This window comes from Erythrobacter sp., from assembly GCF_040217515.1.
In the GTDB taxonomy this organism is placed as follows: Bacteria; Pseudomonadota; Alphaproteobacteria; order Sphingomonadales; family Sphingomonadaceae; genus Erythrobacter.
The window spans coordinates 13,869-28,965 of the sequence record NZ_JAVJPT010000005.1; the positions used below are offsets into that span (position 1 = coordinate 13,869).

Here is a 15,097-nt window from a genome sequence, read left to right on the forward strand (position 1 = left end):
CTTGCCATGCGAACATGGGATGCGCGGCGCCGTGCCGCGCCCCCGAGCACACCGGACACGATGAGCAGCACCGACATCGCCACCACCAGGAACCCCGCCTCCCCGCCTGCGCCGCAGCCCGGCGGAACGGGCGAGGAATCGCCCTATTTCAACCGTGAACTCTCGTGGCTCTCCTTCAACGAGCGCGTGCTGGCCGAAGCCTGCAACGAACAATATCCCCTGCTCGAACGGCTGCGTTTCCTGTCGATCTCGGGCAGCAATCTCGACGAATTCATGATGATCCGCGTCGCCGGGCTTGTCGGCCAGGCGCAGCGCGGAATCGACAAGGTCGCGATCGACGGGCGTACTCCGACCCAGCAGCTCGCCGCGATCCGCGAACAGCTCGCCACCCTGTCGGATCGCCAGCAGGATATCTGGCGCGACCTGCGCGTCGCTCTCGCCGACAGCGGCATCCATGTCGCCGACGAACACCGCGTCGACCCGTCGGCGCATGAGTGGCTCGAGCAGTATTTCCTCGAGGAAATACTGCCCATCATCACGCCGCAGGCGCTCGACCCGGCGCATCCGTTCCCCTTCGTGCATAACGAAGGGATCGGCCTCCTTTTCACGCTCACGCGCGATGCCGACGGTGAACAGATCATCGAGATGATCCTCATTCCCAGCGCGCTGCCGCGTTTCGTGCGCGTGCCGGGGCAGCGGGAAGGGGCGGGCGGGGTCCTGGGCGAGGCGATCTACATCTCTATCGCGAGCCTCATCCAGCGTTACGCCTCGAAACTCTTCCCCGGCTTCACGATTCAGGGCGACGGGCTGTTCCGCGTGCTGCGCGACAGCGACATCGAGATCGAGGAAGAGGCCGAGGACCTCGTGCGCACCTTCCGCAGTGCGATCCAGCGGCGCAGGCGCGGCCAGGTGATTCAGCTCGAACTGGAAGAGGATTTCGATCCCGAGGCCGAAGCCGTACTGCTCGATCAGCTGGGCGTCCACGAGGCTGCGGTGATCAAGACCGACGGCATGATCGGGATCGACGGGCTTTCGGAAATCGTCTCAGAAGATCGCCCCGATCTCAAGTTCGATGCCTATTCCCCGCGCTATCCCGAACGGATCCGCGAACATGACGGCGAGGCCTTTTCCGCGATCCGCGAGAAGGACATCGTCATCCACCACCCCTATGAAAGCTTCGAGGTGGTGGTCGATTTCATCCGCCAGGCCGCCGCCGACCCGGACGTGGTGGCGATCAAGCAGACGCTCTACCGCGCCGGCAGCCAGTCGGCGGTGATCAACGCGCTGATCGAGGCGGCGGAGAACGGCAAGTCGGTGACGGCAGTCGTGGAACTGAAAGCCCGTTTCGACGAGGAACAGAATCTCAAATGGGCGACCAAGCTGGAACGCGCGGGCGTCCAGGTGATCTATGGTTTCACCGACTGGAAAACCCACGCCAAGACCGCGATGGTCGTTCGCCGCGAAGAGGAGGGCTTTCGCACCTACTGCCATTTCGGCACCGGCAATTACCACCCGGTCACCGCCAAGATCTATACCGACCTGTCTTTCTTCACCGCCGATGCGAAACTGGGGCGCGATGCGGCGAAGATGTTCAATTTCGTCACCGGCTATGTCGAACCGCACAGCCTGGAACGCATCCATATCGCCCCCATCGACCTGCGTGAGGAAATCTATCGCCGCATCGATGCGGAAATCGCCAATGCGGCCAAGGGCAAGCCCGCAGCGATCTGGATGAAATGCAACCAGATCACCGACAAGGGCATGATCGACCGCCTCTATGCGGCAAGCGATGCCGGTGTGAGCGTCGAGCTTGTCATTCGCGGCATATGCTGCCTGCGCCCCGGCCAGCCCGGTCTTTCGGAGAATATTCGGGTCAAGTCGATCATCGGCCGCTTCCTCGAACATTCCCGCATCTACGCTTTCGCCAACGGCCATGCGATGCCGAGCCCGAAAGCGGCGGTGTTCATTTCCTCGGCCGACCTGATGGAGCGCAATCTCGATCGCCGGGTCGAATCGCTCATCCCGATCGAAAACCGCACCGTGCATGACCAGGTTTTGCAGCAGGTGCTGCTCGCCAACATGCTCGACGCCGAGCAGAGCTGGTGGCTCAATGCCGACGGGACCTATTCCCGGGTCGAGACCGATCCGGGCAGCAAACCGTTCAACTGCCATCGCTATTTCATGACCAATCCCTCACTTTCCGGCCGCGGCGGGTCGCTGGAAGCGGGCGGGGTCCCGAAACTCTCGCTGCGCAAGGGACGCTCGGGTTAGCGCGTGTTCAAGGCAATACGTTCCCGCAAGCAGCGGCACGACCGCGATGGTATCTTCGCAGGCAATACGCCGAGCCGCGCGATCATCGATATCGGGTCGAACACGGTGCGACTGGTCATCTATGGCGGCTCGATGCGTGCGCCCACCGTGCTGCTCAACGAAAAGGTCACGGCACGCCTCGGCAGCGCGCTGGGCGCGACCGGGCGGCTGTCCGACGAATCGGTGGAACTCGCCATGCGGGGGCTCAGGCGGTTCGTCCTGCTGCTCGAGGATCTCGAGGTCGATGATGTCGATTGCGTCGCCACCGCTGCCGTGCGCGATGCGGAAAACGGGCCCGAATTCGTCGCGGCGCTCAAAGCGCTCGGGCTCGCCCCGCGCGTCATTTCGGGCGAAGAGGAAGGGCGACTGTCCGCCATGGGCGTGGCCGGGGCCTTTCCGGGCGCATCGGGACTTGTCGCCGACCTTGGCGGGGGGAGCCTCGAATTGGTGCGCCTTGGCGGGGATGCGGTTCATGGTACCGCGTCGCTGCCGCTCGGCACTTTGCGGCTGCCCGATTTCCGCAAGGACGATGCCGTCGGCGGCGGCTCGAAGGACGTGCGCGTCGACATGCGCAAGGCGCTCGAAAAGGCGCTGAAGAAGGCGGGCTGGAACGCGGAAAGCTTCGGCGAGGAGAGTTCCGGGGATGGTTCCGAAAAGCGGCGCACGCTTTATCTCGTGGGCGGTACATGGCGCGCAATGGCGGTTTTCGCGATGCAGGAGCAGGGCCACCCGCTATCCGACCCGCATGGGTACGAATTGGGCCGCGCCGAGGCCGAAACGCTGGGCAAGGCGCTTGCTGCAATGGGGCCCGATGACCTCAAGCCGCGCGAGCGGATTTCCTCGATGCGCGCGGAGAAGCTGCCCGATGCCGCGGTCCTGCTGCTCGCGCTGCTCGGCCAGCTCGGGCCGGAGCGGCTGGTGTTCTCCTCCTGGGGGCTGCGCGAAGGGCTGCTTTACGACCGGCTCGAGCCGCATGCGCGCGCACAGGACCCGCTGCTGGCGGGGATTTCCGTATTCGCGACCCTGCGCGGCGCGCCCCCGCCGCTCGCCGCGCGCATGGCGGCGTGGACGGTGGATGCCGCGCCCGCGCGTGCGCACGGGAGCGAGAGGTTGCGCCTCGCCGCGACCCAGCTCGCGCTCGCCTCGATGCAGATCGAGCCCAATATCCGCTTGCCGCAGGCGATCGACTGGGCGCTGCACAAGCGCTGGATCGCGCTGGACGGGAAAGCGCGCGCGATGATGGCGTCGGCGATCTCGGCGAACGGCAATCGCACCGACCTGCCGCAGGAAGTGCATGACCTCGCCAGCCCGGAGGCGATCGCCGAGGCGCAATGCTGGGGCTTCGCGGTGCGGCTTGCCCGGCGACTGGGCGCGCGTTCGCCGCGCTCGCTCCAGGTCAGCCGGCTGCGGGTGGAGGACGGCGTGCTCGTCCTGCGGCTGGCGACGAGCCATGCCGACCTGTTCGGCGTGCCCACAGAAAAGGACATGAAACTGCTCGCCGGATGCAAGGGGATGGAATGGCGCGTCGACATCGTCGCGGACGAGGCGCTGCGCGGCGGCGACTGACAGGCGGGCCTGGCCTTGCGCGCGATCAGGCGGTGGAGCGCGCGTCTCCGCCAAAGGGATTGAAATCGGTATCGGTGTCGAACAGGTCCACGCCTTCGGCCGCCTTGAGCCGGTTGACGACCAGATAGGTGACCGGCGTCAGCGCCGCTTCCCATGTGACCTTGAGCAGCCAGTTCGTCACCATCACGGTGATCACCGCCTCGTTCGTCCAGATGCCCCAGAAGGCGATCGGATAGAAGATCAGGCTGTCGACACCCTGTCCGACCACGGTCGATCCGATCGTGCGGGTCCACAGGGCCTTGCCCTTCGTCCATACCTTCATCCGCGCCATGACATAGGAATTGACGAATTCGCCGGCCCAGAAAGCGGTGATGGAGGCGATGACGATGCGCCACGTGCTGCCGAAGACCGATACATAGGTCTGCTGGCAGATCGCCCCGGCGGCCGCGTCGGGTTCGCCTTTCAGCGAAAGGCTGTCCGATGCTGCGCAGGCCCAGCCGTCGAAAGCGGGCAGGCCGACCACGACCCAGCTCATGAAGGCGAGGAAGACCATCGCCGCAAACCCCGTCCAGATCACCCGCCGCGCCCGCGCGAAGCCGTAGATTTCGGTCAGAACGTCGCCGATGACATAGCCCAGCGGGAAGAACAGGATGCCCGCGCCATAGATGAAAACGCCGTCGGGCGCGGGCCACCAGCCGTCGGGCCAGAACGGCACATCGACGAAGGTGAGCTTGGCCGCGCCGATGAGATTGGACAGCAGCAGGATCGCGACGAAGGCCGCCATGACGAAATCATAATAGCGGAACGTCACCGGCGCGAGGCTGGTCGCGCGGATGCCGTCATCGGGATCGGTGTCGAAGGCTGCGCCGGGATCGGAGGCGGCGCCGGGGAGAGGCTTTTCCATCGGGGGAAGAGACTAGCGCTGTTTGCGGCAGGCGCAAAGCGCGCTATTGGGCGCCTGCCCGCTGTGCGGGTGTGCGCCCGTAGCTCATCTGGATAGAGCGCGAGACTTCTAATCTTGAGGCAGCAGGTTCGAGTCCTGCCGGGCGCGCCATCAAGCCGACAGGTAAGCTTTGGTTGCGGTTGCCGCTTCTCTTGTGAGGGGTAACGCGTCCAGCTGCTCAATAGCGCCTCGCAGGTGATGCCCTCCATGAACCCGCGAATTCGGTGAGAACGATCCATCCGTTGCTTGAGCCCGTAATCTTCGGATGATAGCCCTTTCAAGTCAGTTCAATCTGGAGGAATAATCATGTCCAACTGCAGAATAGCCATCGCAGCAACTCTTGCATGCTCACTTCTGGCAGGCCTTGCTTCGGGTACGGCGTCGGCACAGGATCAAGGCAAGAGTTGGACCTATTGCAGCTACAACACGCTCGACAAGGCTTATTTCAGCGACATCTTCATTACCCGGTTCCCACCCTCCACGGCGGCTAAGGAAGCGCTCGATGCCGCATGGAAGCGTCATGTCGAGCAAGGCCCGGCAAAGGGCGAAGACCTGTCCTATGCAGGGGGTAGTTGCTTTCGTCTGACCGAAAGCAAGATCGGTCCCGGTGATTTCGCTCCGAGACCTTCCGTCGAGGAGAAGGCGAGAGACAAGCGGAAATCCGAGATTGGCCGCGCGCGCAACTATCCCAAGGAAGTGGTCATCGTCGATTTCAAATATCGGTGAGCCACGCCTGCCGTGCCCTCACCCCCGCGCCACGTCGTCTAGCACCTCGGCCGTCACCGGATAACCCGCGTCCTCCAGGATCGTCAGCATCGGCCGCCCGTCGCGCTCCTCCACGCGGGGCATGATCGTGCGCACGGGGATCGCCTCGGCCTGTGCCTTTGCCTCGGCGAAGCTGGCGAACAGGGCGAGGCGTTCGAGATTGCGGCGGGTGGGGAAGATCAGCTTGATCTCGCCGCGATCCGCCGCGTCGAGCGCGCCCTGGGCGGTCGTCCAGAACAGGTGCGTGTTCTCGCTCTCGTCGATCGAGACGTCGACCGCGCCGGTCCCGAGATCGGCGAGGTAGAAGCGGGTGTCGTAGACCCGCACGATTTTCTCGTTCTTGGGAAACCAGCGCGCGAAAGGGGTGATCTGCGCAAGGTCCAGTCGCCAGCCAAACGCGTCCAGCACCGGGGCGAGGGCGCCCTCGCGCATCAGCATGGCGCGCGCCTCGGCGGCTTTCGCAGCGTCAATGTCGCCGGCAAGGCCGAGCGCGAGGCCCGTTTCTTCGAGCGTTTCGCGCACGGCGGCGATCTGGTGCGCGGCCTCGTCCGAGGCGATTGCGCCGCCGCTGTCGCGGGCGACCTTTTCGCCCAGCTCGAAATCCTCCGGATCGACCCTACCGCCCGGAAACACCGCCATGCCGCCGGCGAAGGTCATTTCGCGCGATCGGACCGTCATCAGGACCTCAGGCGGGCCCCCTGCGGGAGCGTTGCGGAAGATGATGATGGTGGCGGCGGGGATGCCTTCGCGGTTCGATGCGGGCTGTTCGGTGTCGGTCATGCGCGAAGTCTTGGACCGGGTGTGCGCCTTTGCCAAGGGGGAGGGCGGTGGCTTCGGGCCGGGGTGTCGGGATGGCTTACAGATCAGCCTATGGTTAACCCGGGTAAACCACGTAAACCCGCCTAATTGCGACTGAACGCATTTCTGGCACGGTGCCTGCATCCCTAAAGGCAGCCCGAGTGGTCTTCGAAGAGGCGAGACCTTTCCTGGTCTCTGGGTCTCGCCTCCCCGTACAAAGGAACCGCCCCGCTGTGCTTAGCGGGGCGGTTTTTTGCGTGTCGCGATGCAAGGACGGAGATTGGCGCGCATACCGGTCGCGCGGCGACGGCACGGCCAAGCTATCGCCTGCAGCGATGCAGCCGCACGGCCGGGTGAGCGAGGATAGCGCGCCCGGATGGGCGCGCGCCAATGCTAGGACGCTTTGGCTACCCCGTTTTCGGCCAGCATGGTCTGGAGTTCGCCCGCCTCGAACATCTCCTTCATGATGTCCGAACCGCCGACGAATTCGCCCTTGACGTAGAGCTGGGGGATGGTCGGCCAGTCGGAATAGGCTTTGATCCCCTGGCGGACTTCCATGTCCTGCAGCACGTCGACGCTTTCATACGCGACACCGCAATGATCGAGGATGTTAACTGCAAGGTTGGAAAAGCCGCATTGCGGAAAGAGCGGCGTACCCTTCATGAAAAGGACGACGTCATTATCGCCGACGATGGTGGAAATGCGCGAATTGATGTCAGCCATGGCGTGAAGCTGTCCCTCCGGTGGCAGTGGTTGGTCGATACGTCCCGATCGGTTAGCTGGGAACGACGGTTGTCACTTGCAAGGCGTGCAGTTCGCCGCCCATTTTTTCGCCGAAAGCGGCATAGACCATCTTGTGCTGCTGGACCCGGCTCTTGCCGGCGAATTGTGGCGCGGTGACGCGCGCGGCCCAGTGATTGTCGTCACCCGCAAGGTCGGTCAGTTCGACATTCGCGCCGGGCAGTTCGCGCTCGATCGCGGCCTTTATGTCCTCGCCTCGCATAGGCATTGCGTGTCTCCCTTATTCGCCCACGACCTGGCGGCGCGCCTCGATCGCCTTCTCTTCCAGCTTGGCGCGGATTTCCGCCTCGGTCACTTGTGTCTCGGCGGCGGTAAGGTCGCCCAGCAGCTTGCGGATGACGTCCTCATCGCCCGCTTCCTCGAAATCGGCCTGCATGACCGCCTTCTTGTAGGCGTCGGCCTCTTCCTCGGTGAGGTTCATGATATCCGCCGCCCATTCGCCCAGCAGCCGGTTGCGCCGCGCCGCGACCTTGAAGGCGGTTTCCTGGTCGAGCGCGAACTTGGCCTCCTCGCCGCGCTGCCGGTCCTTGAAATCGGTCATTATGGGTCCCTTCCCGTGCAATCTCGCTCCACAGAGATAAGGCCCGCAGCCCTCCGGGACAAGCGGGCAATCTTGCCGATGCGAGCCTGTCACATGGTGACGACGAGCTTGCCGACAGCCTGGCGGTTCTCGAGTTTCGCGATCGCATCGCCTGCGCGTTCGAGGGGAAAGGTTTCCGACACCATAGGGTCGATCTTGCCCGCCTTGAGCAGGTCGAACAGCTCGTCGACCTGGGCGCGGAATTTCACCGGCTCGCGCGCGGTGAAGGCGCCCCAGAACACGCCGCATATGTCGCAGCTCTTGAGAAGCGTCAGGTTGAGCGGCATTTTCGCGATGCCCGCCGGAAAGCCGACCACGAGGAAACGCCCCTCCCATGCGATCGCGCGCAGGGCTGGCTCGGAATACTGCCCGCCGACGATGTCGTAGACGATATTCGCGCCCTCGGGTCCGCAGGCCTCCTTGAACTTGGCCGAAAGCTCCTTCGAGGCGGCCTTGTCCATTTCCTCTTTGGGATAGATCACCACCGCGTCCGCGCCCGCTTGTCTGGCGACCTCGCCCTTCTCCTCGGAGGACACGGCGGCGACCACGCGCGCACCGAAGGCCTTGGCGAGTTCGACCGCCGACAGCCCGACGCCGCCCGCCGCGCCCAGCACCAGCACGGTGTCGCCTTCCTTGATGTGGCCGCGATCCTTCAGCCCGTGGATCGTCGTGCCGTAGGTCATCAACAGGCTCGCCGCCTTTTCTGGCGCGACGCCGTCGGGGACCGGGAACATCCGGCCCGCCGGGACCACGACCTTTTCTGCCAATCCACCATTGCCGATCCCCGCCATGACCATGTCGCCGACCTGATAGCCCTCGACCCCTTCGCCGATCGCTTCGATGGTCCCGGCGATCTCGCCGCCGGGCGCATAGGGGCGTTCCGGCTTGAACTGGTAAAGGTCGCGGATCATCAGCGTGTCGGGATAATTGATCGCGCAGGCCTTCACCGCGACGAGCACTTCGCCCTTGCCTGGGGCGGGCGCGGCGACCTCGTCGAGCGTCAGGGTTTCGGGTCCGCCGACCTGGTGGGTGCGGATGGCTTTCATCGGTTCTCTCTCCCGTTTTTACGTCAGGTGTTCGTGCCGCGTGCGAGCCAGCCTTGCTGGCGAGCGCGCGCGCTTTCGTAGGCGGCGATGGCCTCGCTCGATTCGAGCGTCAGCGCGACCTCGTCGAGCCCGCCCATCAGGCAATGCTTCCGGAACGGGTCGACCTCGAAGGTGAAGCGGTCCTGGTAGGGCGTCGTCACGGTCTGGTGTTCGAGGTCGACATGGATGCTCTCGCTTTCGCGCGCGACTTCCATCAGGCGGTCGACGGCCTCCTGCGGGAGGACGACGGGCAGGATGCCGTTCTTGACCGCGTTGCCGGAGAAGATGTCGGAATAGCTCGGGGCGATGACGACGCGGATGCCCATATCGAGCAGCGCCCAGGCGGCGTGTTCGCGGCTCGACCCGCAGCCGAAATTGTCGCCCGCGATCAGGATCGGTGCGCCCGTGTAGGCGGGATCATCGAAGATGTTGCCCGGCTCCGCGCGGATCGCCTCGAACGCCCCTTCGCCAAGGCCGTCGCGGGTGATCGTCTTGAGCCACTTCGCCGGGATAATGACGTCGGTGTCGACATTCTTGGCGCCGAAGGGGATGGCGCGGCCTTCGATGCGGACAAGTTTTTCCATCGCGTTCCTCGCGCTGTTTAAGCCCTTGCGTGCGGGCGGGGAGAAGTCAGTCGGTCTCGGGCTTCTCGCCTGAAGGCACGGTGTCCTTCATGCCCGATGCGGTGGGCTCGCCGCCCGACCGTTTCGAAAAGCGCCGCCCAGCGAAAAGCAGCGCTGCCGCGATTGCGGCCGAGCCGATGGCCGCGGCGCCGATCGTGGCCGCTCCCGGTCCGGACTTCTTCGAGTCCTTGTCCTCTTTCGGTGTCTTGGTCATGCCTTTTCCATGCTCCCGGCACCGCCCGCTTGCAAGGGGCTTGCGATCACGGTGCGTGCGCCGCGCGGTCAGGTGTAGTCGCGCACGTCGGCGAGCCTGCCCGCCACGGCCGCTGCGGCGGCCATGGCCGGGGAAAGCAGGTGGGTGCGCGCGCCGGGTCCCTGACGGCCGACGAAATTGCGATTCGAGGTCGATGCGCAGCGTTCGCCCGACGGGATCTTGTCCGGGTTCATGCCGAGGCAGGCCGAACAGCCCGGCTCGCGCCATTCGAAGCCCGCTTGCACGAAGATGCGGTCGAGCCCTTCCTCCTCGGCTTGGCGCTTGACGAGGCCGGAGCCGGGCACGACGATCGCCCAGCGCACATTCTCGGCCTTCTTCCGCCCCTTAAGCACCCTGGCCGCCGCGCGCAGGTCCTCGATCCGGCTGTTCGTGCACGATCCGATGAAGACGTTATCGATGGGAATGTCGGTCAGCGCGGTTCCCGGTTCGATCCCCATGTAATCGAGGCTGCGCCGCGCCGCCTCGCGCTTGGCCGGATCGGCGAAGCTTTCGGGTGAGGGGACGCTGGCGGTGATCGGGAGAACATCCTCGGGGCTTGTTCCCCAGGTGACCGAAGGCGCGATCGCCGCCGCGTCGATCCTGACCGAGGTGTCGAACGCCGCACCCTCGTCGCTCTTCAGCGTTCGCCAATAGCCAAGCGCCTCGTCCCAGGCCTCGCCCTTGGGTGCCATGGGCCGCCCTTCGAGATAGTCGAACACGGTGTCGTCCGGAGCGATCAGTCCGGCCCGCGCGCCCGCCTCGATGCTCATGTTGCATACGGTCAGGCGCTGCTCCACGCTCATCGCCTCGAACACGCTCCCGCGATATTCGATCACGTGGCCTGTGCCGCCTGCCGCTCCGATCGTGCCGATGATGTGGAGCACCACGTCCTTTGCCGTCACGCCGGGCGCGAGTTCGCCCTCGACGCGCACTTCCATCGACTTCGCCCGCTTCAGTTGCAATGTCTGGGTGGCGAGCACGTGCTCCACCTCGCTGGTCCCGATGCCGAAGGCGAGGGCCCCCAGGCCTCCATGGCTGGACGTGTGCGAATCCCCGCATACGATGGTCGCACCGGGCAGCGAAAAGCCCTGTTCCGGGCCGACGACATGCACGATCCCCTGCTCCGCGTCCGCATCGGCGATATAACGGATGCCGAAGGCCGGCGCGTTCTTCTCCAGCGCTTCGAGCTGGGCCGCGCTCTGCGGGTCGGAGATGGGAATGCGCGCGCCCTTCGCATCGCGGCGCGCGGTGGTCGGGAGGTTGTGATCGGGCACGGCGAGCGTCAGTTCCGGACGGCGCACCGGTCGGCCCGCCTTGCGCAGGCTTTCGAACGCCTGCGGGCTCGTCACCTCGTGGACGAGGTGACGGTCGATGTAGAGGATGTCGGTCCCGTCATCCCGGCTCTCGACGAGATGCGCGTCCCAGATCTTGTCGTACAATGTGCGCGGCTCGTGCGTCATGGTTTCATTCCTGCCCGGTTCGGGCTGCGCTTAGCGACGAAGCGCCGGATCGTGCAACATTCAGGTTGATCGCGGTCAACTTTGTCATGGAAACGCAGCCTATTCTGGTTTAATTGACACCTATGTCAGCGAGGCCTCATTGCCATCCGATCACGATCGAGCCCGATGACATCGACTTCATGGGCCATGTCAACAATGCGCGTTATCTGAACTGGGTTCAGGACGCTGTGCTCGCCCATTGGACAAAACTGGCCCCGGAAGAGGACGTGGCGAACAAGGCGTGGGTCGCGCTGAAGCACGAAATCACTTATCGCAAGCCCGCCTTTCTCGAGGACCGGGTGGTCGCGAAGACCGTGCTCGAACGCTATAACGGGGCGCGGGCGTTTTATCACACCGTGATTCACCGGGGCGAGGAGGTGCTCGCCGAGGTCAAGTCGAGTTGGTGCTGCATCGATGCCAAGACCCTGCGTCCCGCGCGAATCGGCGAGCACCTGCATGAATTCTTCTTCCACGAAAGCGACCGCGAGGCAGGCTGAGCGCGATTGCGCTCCGCATTTGCGCGCAATACCCTTTAGCCTGCTTGCAATTGCGCTTCGCCAAGCGGCGGTTTATCGCAACCGGATGGCTCGCCTGCCCGTATATCGCCCGTGATGTCTTCGCGTTTCGTCCTTCCTTCCCGCGCCCGGCAAGAGGCCGTTGGTCTCGCGCTGGCCGCCGGGATCGCCGGCGCATGGCTCGGCATCCACGCCTATGCGATGTATGTCTTCGAAATGGGCTGGGACAATTGGCCGCTCGCGATCCTTATGGCGGCGGTGCAGTGCTGGCTTTCGGTCGGGGTCTTCATCGTCTGTCACGACGCGATGCATGGCAGCCTCGCGCCGGGCAGGCCGCGCACCAACGCGGCAATCGGGGCGGTGCTGCTGTTCCTTTATGCGGGCTTTGCGTGGCGGAAGATGCGCGATGCCCATTTCACGCACCACAAGCTGTCCGGCCGCGCGGGCGATCCCGATTTCGACGAGGAACACCCGGCGAGCTTCCTCCATTGGTACTGGACCTTCTTCAAGCGCTATTTTGGCTGGCAGAGCCTCCTCTTCGTGCACACGGTGGTCGGCATCTACTGGTTCGTGCTCGAGATTCCCTTCATCCAGATCTTCGTGCTCTACGGCGCACCCGCGCTGCTTTCGTCGCTGCAGCTATTTTATTTTGGCACTTTCCGCCCGCATTACCACACACCCGGCAAGCCTTTCGCCGATCGCCACAACACCCGCAGCGATTCCTTCGGCACACTTGCATCGCTGGCCACCTGTTTCCACTTCGGTTATCATCTCGAACATCACCGGAGGCCTGACGTGCCATGGTGGGCGCTGCCCGGCGCGCGCCGGGCGGGTGTCGGAGCAGCAGCCGGGGCAGAAGGAGCGCATCCATGAGCTGGCTCGAAGTGGGCCTCACCGTCCTTGCCGCCCTTATCGGCATGGAATTGTTCGCGTGGTATGCACACAAATACATCATGCACGGCTGGGGCTGGGCGTGGCACCGCGACCATCACGAGCCGCATGACAACGTTCTGGAGAAGAACGACCTGTTCGCGGTCGTCTTCGGCACGATCAACGCGGCCATGTATATCTACGGGGCGCTCTACTGGGACGCGCTGTGGTGGTTCGCCGTCGGCATCACTCTGTACGGCGTGATCTACACGCTCGTTCATGACGGGCTCGTCCACCAGCGCTATTTCAAATGGGTTCCCAAGAAAGGGTATGCCAAAAGGCTGGTCCAGGCGCACAAGCTCCACCATGCCACCATCGGCAAGGAGGGCGGGGTGAGCTTCGGCTTCGTCTTTGCGCGCGATCCGCAAGTGCTCAAGGCCGAACTGAAAGCGCAGAGGGAAGCCGGTATCGCCACAGTCCGCGAAAACCGCGGGCCCGATCGGGGCGCGGCCTGACTTAATTCGGGGCGCTTGAATTGGGGGGTAGGCATAAGACACTCGGGCAATCTTCAAAGGTTTGCGCTGCTTGCGCTTTTATTGCCGGTGCTGACCGGAGCGGCGGCTGCGCGGATCGCGATGCGGCCCGCTTATGAACTCGCGGATTACCCGCTCGCCGAATGCAGCCCGCTCCACGATGCTGCCGCGAATGGGCGCGTCTTTTACGTCGATCCGCTGCGTGGCTCGGTCGATGGCGATGGCAGCCGCGAGCGCCCATGGAATGACCTGCAGGCTCTGGTCGACGAAGGGCTGATCGGCGAGCGCAAGCGGTTCCTCACTCTGCCCAACCGGCTCCTCGCGGCGCTGATCCACAGGCCTTCAGCAGTACGCAGCGCGTCGCGCGATGGAGCTGTTGTAAGGAGCGGCGACGTAATCCGGCTGGCAAGCGGCGGTTACGGCGCGATCGACCTTAGCGGACTTTCGAATGCGGGCTTCGTCACGATCGAGGCTGCACCCGGAGCGCGGCCGCGCTTTACCGGCCTTAATGCTGCCGGTGCTTCGTATTTCATCGTGCGCGGGATCGCAATTTCGGGAGCCGAGCCGGTCGATGGCGGAAGGTATCTGCTCACGACACGTGAGCCTTCCCCTCGCCGCGTGGACAATTTCGTCTTCGAGGATATAGAGATTTCATGGCGGACCCGCGCTTATGCGACTGACCCGGCGACCTTCGCCGCCCACGCGCCCGACGGTGCGAATGTCTCGGCGATTGCCTGACCTTTCGCGGCAACACAGTGCACGATTTCGAAAGCGCGATCAGGGTCTATGTGTCGCGGCATGTGCGCGTCGCGGACAACGAGGTATTCCATATCTCGGTCGACGGGTTGCAATTTTCGGGAGACGACATTGCGATTCGGGACAATCTGATTCGTGACCAGATCGCCACTCCCGACAAGCTGCATCCCGATTGCATGCAGGGCCAACAGCCGCCGGGCCAGCTGATCGACCCCGCGAGAGGGCTCGACCTGCCAGCCGACCTGCCTTTTATGGTGGAAGAGATCGACAGTTCGCCCGCCATTGTTGACGCAGCAGACGCGCTGTCGCGCTTTCCCCAGCCATCTGCGTTTTCGCGCGATTGAGGCGCGCAGGTTCGTTGTCGGCGAGGGCGTGTCAGACGGGGCCTACCGAAGACCGAGGCCTATTCGTTGCGCGTGGCGATCCAGCCGCCGATAAAGACGAGCGCGCCCACCGAAAACCACAACCACGGAAAGCCGATCGTCGCCCAGGTGAAGGCGACGCCTGCGACCAGCGTGGCAATCGCCGCGACCTTGGCCCGGCGCGCGATCGCGCGGCGTTCGCGCCAGTCGCGGATCTGCGGGCCCCATGTGGGATGGTCGAGAATGCGCTTTTCCCATGCCGGGTTGCTGCGTGCGAAGCAGAACGCGGCAAGCAGCAGGAAAGGCACGGTCGGAAGCAGCGGCAGGACCGCGCCGACCGCGCCGAGCCCCGCAAAGAGCAAACCGCCCGCCAGGTAGAGCGGGCGCATCGCCTCAGGCGGCGGCGATCCGCGTGGCGTGTTCCTTCACCAGCGCGATCATGTTGGGAACCCCTTGCGTGCGGTTGCTCGACAGCTGGTTCTTGAGGTCGAACGGGGCGAGCGCGGCGGTCACGTCCATCTCGGCGACCTCGGGCGCGGGCTTGTCCTGCACCGCGGAAATGACGAGTGCGACGATCCCCTTGGTGATAGCGGCATTGCTGTCGGCGAGGAAATGCAGGCGGCCCGGCTCCTCGCCTTCGGTCGGATAGACCCACACGGCGGCCGAACAGCCGCGCACCAGCGTCGCGTCGGTTTTCAGCGCGTCGGGCATTTCCTCAAGCTCGCGACCGAGCTCGATCAGAAGGCCGTAGCGTTCGTCGCCTTCGAGAAATTCGTATTCTTCGTAGATGTCGTCGAGGGATCGCATGAGGCGGATTTAATCACCCGGGCGCGTGTGT

Annotated in this window: 19 protein-coding genes and 1 tRNA gene; 9 read left to right on the forward strand and 11 right to left on the reverse strand. The window is 64.4% G+C overall.

The window, feature by feature from the left end; all coding sequences use genetic code 11:
* Positions 1-60 precede the first annotated feature (60 nt).
* Together RIB52_RS05935 and RIB52_RS05940 are read left to right on the forward strand one after the other, a co-directional pair.
* Positions 61-2,271, forward strand: a complete 2,211-nt coding sequence (locus RIB52_RS05935) for an RNA degradosome polyphosphate kinase (RefSeq protein ID WP_350173924.1) — start codon at positions 61-63, stop codon at positions 2,269-2,271.
* A gap of 3 nt (positions 2,272-2,274) precedes the next feature.
* The gene (locus tag RIB52_RS05940) at positions 2,275-3,876 is read left to right on the forward strand and encodes a Ppx/GppA phosphatase family protein (RefSeq protein WP_350173926.1); all 1,602 of its coding nucleotides are present in this window, start codon (positions 2,275-2,277) and stop codon (positions 3,874-3,876) included.
* 25 nt (positions 3,877-3,901) lie between these two features.
* Here the strand turns inward: RIB52_RS05940 and RIB52_RS05945 are convergent, their stop codons facing one another.
* On the reverse strand, positions 3,902-4,780 hold the full coding sequence (locus RIB52_RS05945) for a queuosine precursor transporter (RefSeq protein WP_350173928.1): 879 nt from the start codon (positions 4,778-4,780) through the stop codon (positions 3,902-3,904).
* Positions 4,781-4,853: 73 nt separating this feature from the next.
* Here RIB52_RS05945 and RIB52_RS05950 point away from each other — a divergent pair.
* Both RIB52_RS05950 and RIB52_RS05955 read left to right on the forward strand, forming a co-directional pair.
* Positions 4,854-4,930: transfer RNA gene (locus tag RIB52_RS05950), tRNA-Arg, on the forward strand.
* Positions 4,931-5,125: 195 nt separating this feature from the next.
* Positions 5,126-5,545: a hypothetical protein gene (locus tag RIB52_RS05955; protein ID WP_350173930.1), complete on the forward strand. Its 420-nt coding sequence runs from the start codon at positions 5,126-5,128 to the stop codon at positions 5,543-5,545.
* A gap of 18 nt (positions 5,546-5,563) precedes the next feature.
* Here the strand turns inward: RIB52_RS05955 and RIB52_RS05960 are convergent, their stop codons facing one another.
* The 8 genes from RIB52_RS05960 to leuC form a co-directional block, all read right to left on the reverse strand.
* Positions 5,564-6,364, reverse strand: a complete 801-nt coding sequence (locus RIB52_RS05960) for an NUDIX hydrolase (RefSeq protein WP_350173932.1) — start codon at positions 6,362-6,364, stop codon at positions 5,564-5,566.
* Between the two features lie 411 nt (positions 6,365-6,775).
* Entirely contained in the window at positions 6,776-7,105 is a 330-nt protein-coding gene (gene grxD, locus RIB52_RS05965; protein WP_350173934.1) for a Grx4 family monothiol glutaredoxin, read from the reverse strand.
* A gap of 52 nt (positions 7,106-7,157) precedes the next feature.
* Positions 7,158-7,391 (reverse strand): BolA/IbaG family iron-sulfur metabolism protein, encoded by a 234-nt coding sequence (locus tag RIB52_RS05970; RefSeq protein WP_350173936.1) that lies wholly within the window; start codon positions 7,389-7,391, stop codon positions 7,158-7,160.
* Positions 7,392-7,403: 12 nt separating this feature from the next.
* Positions 7,404-7,724 (reverse strand): DUF1476 domain-containing protein, encoded by a 321-nt coding sequence (locus RIB52_RS05975; protein WP_350173938.1) that lies wholly within the window; start codon positions 7,722-7,724, stop codon positions 7,404-7,406.
* An 89-nt stretch (positions 7,725-7,813) separates the two neighbouring features.
* On the reverse strand, positions 7,814-8,809 hold the full coding sequence (locus RIB52_RS05980; protein ID WP_350173940.1) for an NADPH:quinone oxidoreductase family protein: 996 nt from the start codon (positions 8,807-8,809) through the stop codon (positions 7,814-7,816).
* Between the two features lie 23 nt (positions 8,810-8,832).
* On the reverse strand, positions 8,833-9,432 hold the full coding sequence (gene leuD, locus RIB52_RS05985) for a 3-isopropylmalate dehydratase small subunit (protein ID WP_350173942.1): 600 nt from the start codon (positions 9,430-9,432) through the stop codon (positions 8,833-8,835).
* A gap of 46 nt (positions 9,433-9,478) precedes the next feature.
* On the reverse strand, positions 9,479-9,685 hold the full coding sequence (locus RIB52_RS05990) for an isopropylmalate isomerase (protein ID WP_350173944.1): 207 nt from the start codon (positions 9,683-9,685) through the stop codon (positions 9,479-9,481).
* Between the two features lie 68 nt (positions 9,686-9,753).
* Complete coding sequence (gene leuC / locus RIB52_RS05995; protein ID WP_350173946.1) at positions 9,754-11,184, reverse strand: 3-isopropylmalate dehydratase large subunit; 1,431 nt, start codon at positions 11,182-11,184, stop codon at positions 9,754-9,756.
* 122 nt (positions 11,185-11,306) lie between these two features.
* Between leuC and RIB52_RS06000 the strand changes: the two genes are divergently transcribed.
* The 5 genes from RIB52_RS06000 (at position 11,307) to RIB52_RS06020 (ending at position 14,241) form a co-directional block, all read left to right on the forward strand.
* On the forward strand, positions 11,307-11,720 hold the full coding sequence (locus RIB52_RS06000; RefSeq protein ID WP_350173948.1) for an acyl-CoA thioesterase: 414 nt from the start codon (positions 11,307-11,309) through the stop codon (positions 11,718-11,720).
* A gap of 114 nt (positions 11,721-11,834) precedes the next feature.
* Positions 11,835-12,611: a fatty acid desaturase gene (locus tag RIB52_RS06005; protein ID WP_350173950.1), complete on the forward strand. Its 777-nt coding sequence runs from the start codon at positions 11,835-11,837 to the stop codon at positions 12,609-12,611.
* Positions 12,608-13,123 carry a sterol desaturase family protein gene (locus tag RIB52_RS06010; RefSeq protein ID WP_350173952.1) on the forward strand — a complete coding sequence of 172 codons (516 nt, stop codon included), beginning with the start codon at positions 12,608-12,610 and terminating at the stop codon, positions 13,121-13,123. The genes RIB52_RS06005 and RIB52_RS06010 overlap by 4 nt, the downstream gene beginning before the upstream one ends.
* An 87-nt stretch (positions 13,124-13,210) precedes the next feature.
* Positions 13,211-13,879, forward strand: coding sequence for a hypothetical protein (locus RIB52_RS06015; RefSeq protein ID WP_350173954.1), 669 nt, complete (start codon positions 13,211-13,213; stop codon positions 13,877-13,879).
* A 17-nt stretch (positions 13,880-13,896) separates the two neighbouring features.
* On the forward strand, positions 13,897-14,241 hold the full coding sequence (locus RIB52_RS06020; RefSeq protein ID WP_350173956.1) for a hypothetical protein: 345 nt from the start codon (positions 13,897-13,899) through the stop codon (positions 14,239-14,241).
* Between the two features lie 59 nt (positions 14,242-14,300).
* On the opposite strand, the gene RIB52_RS06025 is transcribed toward RIB52_RS06020, so the two are convergent.
* Together RIB52_RS06025 and RIB52_RS06030 are read right to left on the reverse strand one after the other, a co-directional pair.
* Positions 14,301-14,648 (reverse strand): YbaN family protein, encoded by a 348-nt coding sequence (locus tag RIB52_RS06025; RefSeq protein ID WP_350173958.1) that lies wholly within the window; start codon positions 14,646-14,648, stop codon positions 14,301-14,303.
* Positions 14,649-14,652: 4 nt separating this feature from the next.
* Positions 14,653-15,066 carry a SufE family protein gene (locus RIB52_RS06030; protein WP_350173960.1) on the reverse strand — a complete coding sequence of 138 codons (414 nt, stop codon included), beginning with the start codon at positions 15,064-15,066 and terminating at the stop codon, positions 14,653-14,655.
* Positions 15,067-15,097: the final 31 nt, after the last annotated feature.